The sequence below is a fragment of the Angustibacter peucedani genome, assembly GCF_054779595.1.
This window is the reverse complement of the sequence record NZ_BAAGXY010000132.1, coordinates 1-4,777: the sequence shown is the minus strand read 5'-3', so window position 1 is coordinate 4,777 and position 4,777 is coordinate 1. Positions and strand designations below refer to the sequence as shown.

Here is a 4,777-nt window from a genome sequence, read left to right as displayed (position 1 = left end):
GCGATGACATCGGCCTGCTCCCCGCTGATCACTCCCGCCAGCAGCGCCTCCCGGGTCGGCGCGAGTTCCGGTGCGGCGGGCGAGCGGTAGAACGCCTCGGCCCGCGCCGCGATCCGCGCCGCCCCGCCCGGACTGCAGGCGGGCAGCTCACGGCGCAGCCACGCCGCCAGATCCCGGCACCCGCTCTGCCGGGGCAGCCCGCGCTGCATCGCCTCGGCCGCGACCTGCACCAAGGCCACCTCGGCCATGCGCACCTGGTGCTCGAACCGACGCAGCTCGGCACCCAGCCCGGCGTCCGCCACCCGCCACGCGGCGGTGGAGGGCGGTCGCCCGGCGGTCGTCGTCATGCGTCAAACCTAGAGCAGCCACCGACAAACGACTGCGGCACAACAGACCTGTGGACGGTGTGACCACCGTCGTCCACAGGTGGACGAACGCCGAGCCCTACGTGCGCACCGACCTCGGCCCCACCCGCAGCGCCGCCCCGCGCGCCACCAGCGGCGACGGCGATGCCACCCATAGGTACGTCGGCAGCACCGGCAGCAGCGACGCCAGCGCCGCCTCCGGCAGCTTCGTCACCGGCCCCGGCACCAGCCCGTCGTCCGCGAACTGCTCCGGCGACGCCAGCACCGGAAGCGTGTAGTCGAGCACGTGCCAGCCGGCCATCATCCGCCGCAGCCCCGGCCGCGTGCGGTACTGCTCGTAGTAGTGGTCGGCCCGCCCGAAGGCGCGGACGTACTGGTCGGCCGCCGCCTGCGGCAGGTACGACAGGAACGGCAGCTTGTAGTGCGGCTCCACCACGCCCAGCCGGTTCCCCAGCCCGAGGTACAGCACACCGTCCGGGCGCAGCACCCGCTTGATGTCCGCGATCACGGCGTCGGGGTCGACGACGTGCTCGTAGATGTGGTTGAACACCGCGACGTCGACCGAGGCGTCGGCCAGCGGCAGCGCCTCCCCCGCCGCGCACACGAACCGCACCTGCTCGCCGAACCGCGACTGGGCGACCGCGAGCCCCGGCACGTCGATGTCGACCCCGTACGTCGCCGAAGCACCCGCCCCGGCCAGCTCGTCGGCGATGAACCCCTGCGAGCAGCCGACGTCGACGACGTCCAGGCCGGCGAGCGAGTCGCGTCCCAGCACGTGCCGGAGCACCGCGAGGATCTTGGCCGCCTTGCGACGCCGCTTCTCCTCGTCGCGCATCGCGGCCATCTGCTCGCTGTACGCCAGCTGCGCGGTGCGCTCGGGGGTCCTCGCCATGCCCGGCAGCCTACGGTCGGGCGGCGCGGCGCGACGCCATCAGGTGGTGGCTGCGGTCGTACCCCCAGCCGACCGCCGCGGCGACGACGTCCGAGCCGGTGACGACGAACCGCGACAGCAGGACGACGGCCAGCGCCGCCGGTCGGTCGAGCGGCCCGGTGAGCAGCAGCACCAGCACCACCTCGCGCACCCCGAAGCCGGCCGGGACCAGCACCGCGAGCATCCCGGTCGAGGCCCCCAGCGCGTACCCGAACACCGACGGCACCCAGGACGACGACGCCGGCGCCCCGAGGTCGTTCACGAGCACCCACAGGTGCAGCCCCAGCGCCAGCCACGCCAGCACGAACGCGCCCATCGTCACGGCGATCGCCCGCCCCGACAGCGGCTGCTCGAGCGGCGCCCGCCGCAGCAGCCGCAGGCCGCGGTCGACCAGCGCGTTCAGCACCCGCGGGTGCAGCACCGCCAGCCCGAGCGGCACCACCAGCAGCACCAGCCACGACGCCGCCGACCCGCCGGCCGAGACGAGCGCGGGCAGGGCCACCACCCCCACCCCGAGCCCGGCGAGCGCACTCATCGCCACGGTCAGCAGCCCGGCCACCGCCGTGCGCTTGCGCGGCACCCCGAGCGCGCTCGCCACCTCGGCCTGCACCACGACGGTCCACACGCTGCCGGGCAGGTACTTGCCGAGCTGGCCGACGAACAGCACGCCGGACGCCGGCCCGAGCGCGAGCGGCGAGCCCAGGTCGGCCATCAGCGCCCGCCACCCCACCAGCGTCAGCACGAGCGCGACGAGCGCCAGCACCGACGAGCCCACGAGCGCCAGCGGCGACACCCGTTGCAGCTCGCCGCTGACCTCCGACCAGCTGGCGGCGACCGCCCAGACGACCGCGGCGACGACCAGCAGCCCCAGGACGACGCGCGCGACCGCGACCACGCGCCCCCGGCTCACGCAGCGGCCTCGTCGGTCAACGCGTCGAGGTAGTGCCGCCACGGCGTGCGCAGGTCGGGTGCCCGGACCTTGGCGCGCAGGTGCTCGAGCCGGTCGGGCTCGAGCAGCTGCCACAACGCGTCGGCCAGCGACCCGACGCTGCCCGGCTCGGCGAGCAGGCCGTCGACGCCGTCGCGCACGTCGTGGGCGAACGTGCCCGTGCGCGTCGCCAGCACCGGCAGCCCGTGCGCGAACCCCAGCAGCGCGTTCTGCGACGCCGTCGCCGAGCGGTACGGCAGCGCCAGCACGTCGTGCGAGGCGAGCAGGCCGGCGAGCGCCGTCGCCGGCACGTAGCCGTCGACCACCTCCACGCGGCCCTCGAGCCCCGGCGAACCGGCCAGCTGCCGCACGCGCTCGCCCGCCTCGCCCCAGAGCTCGCCTGCCACCGTGAGGGTCAGGTCGGGCACCTGGCGCAGCGCCTCGAGCAGCAGGTCGGTGCCCTTGTAGTCGCGCACCATCCCCAGCGCGAGCAGCCGCGGCGGGCCGTCCCACGTCGGCCGCTCCTCGGGCTCGCCCCCGGGCAGGTGCGGCGGCAGCGGGACGTCGCGGACGTCGTCCGCGCCCAGCCCGCGGGCCAGCTCGGCCTGCTCCAGCGAGTGCACCACGACGCCGTCGGCCGACCGCAGCAGCGAGCGCACCAGCCGCTCGGCGCCCGGGTGCGGCTCGTGCGGCAGCACGTTGTGCGCCACGACCACGGTGCGCGGGCCCGAGCCCGCGGCGCGCAGCAGCGCGAGGTGGGCCGGGACGACGGCCGGCACCACGTGCACGACGACGACGAGGTCGTGGCCGCGCAGCCGACGTCCGGCCGACAGCCACGACGCCGGGTTGGACCACGACAGCCGTCGGGTCGTCGCGGCGAACGGCGGGACGTCGGGGATGCCGCCCGGCACGGCCTGCTCACCCGGGTAGAGCGCCTTCGGGTACAGCCGCGACCACGAGACGAGCTCGGTGTCGTGGCCCTCGCGCGCGAGGTGGTGGGCCAGCTCGGTCGTGTGGGCCGCGACGCCGCCCTTGAGCGGGTGGGTCGGTCCGACGACCGCCACCCGCATCTCAGACCCCGTCTCGGGACCGGACGACGAGGTCGGACAGCAGCGCGAGCGAGCCGATCATCAGGCCGCTGACGACCAGCAGCACGGTGCTCGCCGGGAAGTAGAAGGGGTGGCGCACCATGTCGACGACGCCCTTGACCAGCCCGATCGCGGTGAGCCACAGCGCGAGCGGCATCAGCACCTTGAGCGGGTCGAAGTACATGACCATCCGCAGCACCTGCAGGATGTAGCGGTAGGCGTCGCGCACGAAGTGGAACTTCGAGACGCCGGCCCGCTTGGAGTAGTGGATGTCGACGTAGCGGATGTCGTGCTGGTTCTGCAGGAACGCCAGCGTGATCGTCGTGACGCAGCTGAACCCGGGCGGCAGCAGCCGCAGGTACGGCAGCGCGACCTCGCGGCGGAACGCGCGCAGCCCGGAGTTCAGGTCGGGGATCTTCTGGTTGCTCAGGCGCTCGGCGACCTTGCGGATCAACCACTTCGCGGGCACGCGCAGGATCTTGTGGGTGCCCTCCTCCGTCGTCCGGGCCCCGACGACCTGGTCGTAGGACTCGTCGTCGCGCAGGATCTGCACGAGCTCGGGGATCCGCTCGTTGGGGTAGGTCATGTCGGCGTCCGTCCAGACCACCACCTGGCCGCGCGCCATCTGCGTGCCGATGCGCCGGGCGGTGCCCGAGCCGCCGTTGCGGCGGAACGGCACCACCTTCATGTGCGGGTAGTGCGGCGCCGCGTCGCGCAGCCGCTGGAGCGTGAGGTCGGTGCTGGCGTCGTCGATCGCGAGCAGCTCGTAGGTCAGGTCGCTAGCGTCGAGGGCGGCGCAGATGCGCTCGACCTCGGCCAGCACGTGGTCCTGCTCGTTGTAGGCCGGCAGGATCACCGACACGTAGGGCGGCGCGCCGTCGCCGTCGACCGGTGCGGTCGGCAGCGCCGTGCCGGGCGCGGTGGGCAGGACCTGGGTGCTGGGGTGCTCGCTCATCTCGCCGCCGAGCGTACCGGGGCCCCGCACGAGCCACGCTCACGTGGCGGGCGCCACCCACAGGTCGACGTCGAGCCGCGCCTGCCCCTCGGGACGACGGTTGAGCAGCCGCTGGTCCTCGAGCGTCCGGACGTCGACGACCTGGCGGGGCACGGCCCCCAGCCGCGCGACCGCCTCGGGCGAGCCCGCGCTGACGACCACCGGACGTCGTCCGGCAGCGACCACCGCCCTCGCGACCGCCAGCACGGTGGCGGCGTCGGCCGGCACCGCCGTGCTCGACCGGACGACGACGGTCGGCACGTCGCAGACGCCGCGCAGCACCGGGGTCCACTCGTTCGCGGCGCGGCTGTCGACCAGCACCGCGGTGTCACCCGGGGCGAACGCCGCGCAGGCCGCGCGCACCGCGGCCACCTCCCCGCGCTCGGTGCGCTGACCGGCCACCGGCAGCGTCGCCAGCAGCGGCGGGACGACGACCGCCACCACGGCGACGAGCACCACGGCCGTGGCCGC

The 4,777-nt window shown here is 74.8% G+C and carries 5 protein-coding genes and 1 pseudogene; all 6 read right to left on the bottom strand.

The genetic code is table 11. The features are described 5' to 3' along the window. The coding region (locus ACYVJ4_RS17585; protein ID WP_460461385.1) for a hypothetical protein at positions 1–347 on the bottom strand (347 nt) is incomplete at its 3' end. 97 nt (positions 348–444) lie between these two features. Beyond that, entirely contained in the window at positions 445–1,257 is an 813-nt protein-coding gene (locus tag ACYVJ4_RS17580; RefSeq protein ID WP_460461384.1) for a class I SAM-dependent methyltransferase, read from the bottom strand. A 10-nt stretch (positions 1,258–1,267) separates the two neighbouring features. Then, positions 1,268–2,206 (bottom strand): lysylphosphatidylglycerol synthase domain-containing protein, encoded by a 939-nt coding sequence (locus tag ACYVJ4_RS17575; protein WP_460461383.1) that lies wholly within the window; start codon positions 2,204–2,206, stop codon positions 1,268–1,270. Further along, positions 2,203–3,294 carry a glycosyltransferase family 4 protein gene (locus ACYVJ4_RS17570; protein WP_460461382.1) on the bottom strand — a complete coding sequence of 364 codons (1,092 nt, stop codon included), beginning with the start codon at positions 3,292–3,294 and terminating at the stop codon, positions 2,203–2,205. The genes ACYVJ4_RS17575 and ACYVJ4_RS17570 overlap by 4 nt, the downstream gene beginning before the upstream one ends. Position 3,295: 1 nt before the next feature. Continuing rightward, positions 3,296–4,267, bottom strand: a complete 972-nt coding sequence (locus ACYVJ4_RS17565; protein WP_460461381.1) for a glycosyltransferase family 2 protein — start codon at positions 4,265–4,267, stop codon at positions 3,296–3,298. Between the two features lie 39 nt (positions 4,268–4,306). Beyond that, positions 4,307–4,777: pseudogene (locus tag ACYVJ4_RS17560) on the bottom strand (hypothetical protein); the annotation flags it as partial.

Coding starts and splice junctions, on each gene's coding strand:
- ACYVJ4_RS17580 (WP_460461384.1), bottom strand. CDS start 1,257: ATGGCGAGGACCCCCGAGCGCACCGCGCAGCTGGCGTACAGCGAGCAG.
- ACYVJ4_RS17570 (WP_460461382.1), bottom strand. CDS start 3,294: ATGCGGGTGGCGGTCGTCGGACCGACCCACCCGCTCAAGGGCGGCGTC.
- ACYVJ4_RS17565 (WP_460461381.1), bottom strand. CDS start 4,267: ATGAGCGAGCACCCCAGCACCCAGGTCCTGCCCACCGCGCCCGGCACG.